General features: G+C 62.6%; 4 protein-coding genes. All 4 read right to left on the reverse strand.

All coding sequences use genetic code 11. The features are described from left to right. Positions 1 to 222: 222 nt before the first annotated feature. Positions 223 to 429 carry a hypothetical protein gene (locus DQW06_RS22290; RefSeq protein ID WP_036552507.1) on the reverse strand — a complete coding sequence of 69 codons (207 nt, stop codon included), beginning with the start codon at positions 427 to 429 and terminating at the stop codon, positions 223 to 225. Positions 430 to 566: 137 nt separating this feature from the next. Further along, the gene (locus DQW06_RS22295; protein ID WP_013153787.1) at positions 567 to 749 is read right to left on the reverse strand and encodes a DUF397 domain-containing protein; all 183 of its coding nucleotides are present in this window, start codon (positions 747 to 749) and stop codon (positions 567 to 569) included. Positions 750 to 813: 64 nt separating this feature from the next. Further along, positions 814 to 984 (reverse strand): DUF397 domain-containing protein, encoded by a 171-nt coding sequence (locus DQW06_RS22300; protein ID WP_013153788.1) that lies wholly within the window; start codon positions 982 to 984, stop codon positions 814 to 816. Beyond that, positions 981 to 1808 (reverse strand): helix-turn-helix transcriptional regulator, encoded by an 828-nt coding sequence (locus DQW06_RS22305; RefSeq protein ID WP_019608370.1) that lies wholly within the window; start codon positions 1806 to 1808, stop codon positions 981 to 983. Before DQW06_RS22305 ends, DQW06_RS22300 begins: the two co-directional genes overlap by 4 nt. Positions 1809 to 2132: the final 324 nt, after the last annotated feature.

The raw sequence follows: 2132 nt of genomic DNA on the forward strand, positions 1-2132 counted from the left end.
CGTCCACAGGCGGAAGCCGGGGGTTGGCGGCGGGTGGGAAGACCGGTCAGACTGGATTTGGGGGCGCGTGACGCACCTGCGCGGAGCGAGAACTTCCCCGAATCGAGCGTAGCCCGCCCGTCCGGCACCGCACCAGACCGCTCTTCGCCCTGTGGACAACCTGCGGTCCCGCGCATGCAGGAGTGGACCCGATCAAGCCCAGTCCGTCGGCGCGGGGCGTCGTCACCCCATCTGGCCGGGGTACTTGACCGCTCGGGCGACGACTTTCGCGTACCTGTCGGCCTGCTCGTCGGTGTGCGCGTACATGATGATCGTGTCGGAGCCGCGGGACCGGACCTCCCAGACCGCCCCCGTGCCGTGGGCGCCGGGCGGCAGGTTGGTGAAGAGGACGTCGGGATAGCGGGCGGACAGCTCCTCGTGAGTAGCCATGGTGGACACCGTAGCCAGGTGTGGCCGGTTGCGGGCCCGGTTTCGTGGTGGATGTGTGGCTGGCGCGGAGCGGGTGACGGGTGGGAAAGGAAACCGGCCCTGCCCAGGCGCGGGCAGGGCCGGATCGCGGTACTTCGCTACCGGACGCGCACCGCAGCCAGTAGTGCCGTCCACTCCGAGGCCTCGGCCGACAGATGGCCCAACTCCCGGTTCTGGGTGTCACGGATACCGGTGACCGGACCCTCCGCGACCTCTACGCAGTGACCGCCACCGCCGTCACTGAAGGAGGACTTGTGCCATGGACTGTTCTCGCTGCTCATCACAGACCTTTCATGCTCACATGAAGGATTTCGAGGAACCGCCGAGGAGACAGGGCTCTGGCTACTAGCCGCGCACGGCCGCGAGCAAGGCCGTCCACTCGGAAGCCTGGGCCGACAGGTAGCCCAGCTCCCGGTTCTGGGTGTCCCTAACCAGGGTCTCGGAACCTTCAGAAACCTCAACACAGTTGCCGCTAGCTGCGCTGTAGCTGGCCTTATGCCACACACGTTCCGTCATCGCTCAACCATCTCTCGCACCATCTGAAGTGACGTCGACTCCGAGTGTGCCTCACCCTGGAGAAGCCCGAAAGTTGTCACGCACTCCTGATACCGGTTCTTATCGCTGATCACAGTCTCCCCAGTCATGTACTCAGCAGAAGCCACAGAGGGTTCGTCTGCGAAGGTGTACAACCGGAAAGGCCCCCCGCTTCCGTAGTGCCTCTTGGTGTCCCGGGGGACGATCTGCACACGCACCCTACCGCCCTCCACCTCACGGAGGACACGCTGCACCTGCTCATGCAGCAGGTCAGGACCACGGTTCCCGACTTGCTGATAGAACACCGACTCAGCGATGAGGAAAAGCACCAGCGGCCGGGTTTCCTCCTCCAGGATGCGCTGCCGAGAGATTCGAGCCTGAACGAGTTCTTCGATGGAGGCCGATGGCATCCCGGGGTAACCATCCTCGAAGATCGCGCGAGCGTACTCCGGTGTCTGAACCAGGCCCGGGAACACTAACGTTTGGAAGTCGCGGATCTGCGTGGCCGCGCCTTCCAGCTCCGGAAGTTCCGCGAACCTGAACGCAGTACGCACCTGACGGCTGGCTTTCTCCCACTCCTCAGCGATGCGCCCTCCGGCTTTCAGAGCTTCGTCCAGCTTGTTGACGTACTTCTCATCGACCTTCCGGGCGCCGGTCTCCCATGAGGAGTAACAGCTTCCGACGACGCCGAGCACCTTGGCGATGTCGACTTGCAGCAGACCAAGGGCATCGCGGTGTTTCCGCATCTGCTTCCCGAAGTGCTTCCACGCGGGGTCAGTGGGTCGCTTCGTCACGAGTTCCTCCATGACTTCACTGGGAGAAACATATTACGCAGGACTTTCTCCCCACGGGAGGAGTCTTCTGTGGAATCTCCAATCGCACGACGGTTGTGTGAAGTCTCTTGAACTGGCCACTTCACTGAGAGATCGTGTGATCACAGAGAACCGGTTGTGGAATTGGGAGAATTCTTCACACTGCATCGCGGAAGCCTTGTGGTGTGGCGAAAGCCTTGAAATATGACACACCGGACAAAAAGAAGCCCCGACGGTCGAAGTAGAGAGCGACCGCCGAGGCAAGGCGCTCCACCCCGAAAGCCCCGAGGTGAAACATGCAAAAGTCTACCGTTCCGC

The sequence above is a fragment of the Nocardiopsis sp. TNDT3 genome (genome assembly GCF_003427465.1).
In the GTDB taxonomy this organism is placed as follows: Bacteria; Actinomycetota; Actinomycetes; order Streptosporangiales; family Streptosporangiaceae; genus Nocardiopsis; species Nocardiopsis dassonvillei.

Bases quoted from the DNA above. Each gene is read 5' to 3' on its own strand.
- DQW06_RS22290 (WP_036552507.1), bottom strand. From the start codon at position 429: ATGGCTACTCACGAGGAGCTGTCCGCCCGCTATCCCGACGTCCTCTTC.
- DQW06_RS22295 (WP_013153787.1), bottom strand. From the start codon at position 749: ATGAGCAGCGAGAACAGTCCATGGCACAAGTCCTCCTTCAGTGACGGC.
- DQW06_RS22300 (WP_013153788.1), bottom strand. From the start codon at position 984: ATGACGGAACGTGTGTGGCATAAGGCCAGCTACAGCGCAGCTAGCGGC.
- DQW06_RS22305 (WP_019608370.1), bottom strand. From the start codon at position 1,808: ATGGAGGAACTCGTGACGAAGCGACCCACTGACCCCGCGTGGAAGCAC.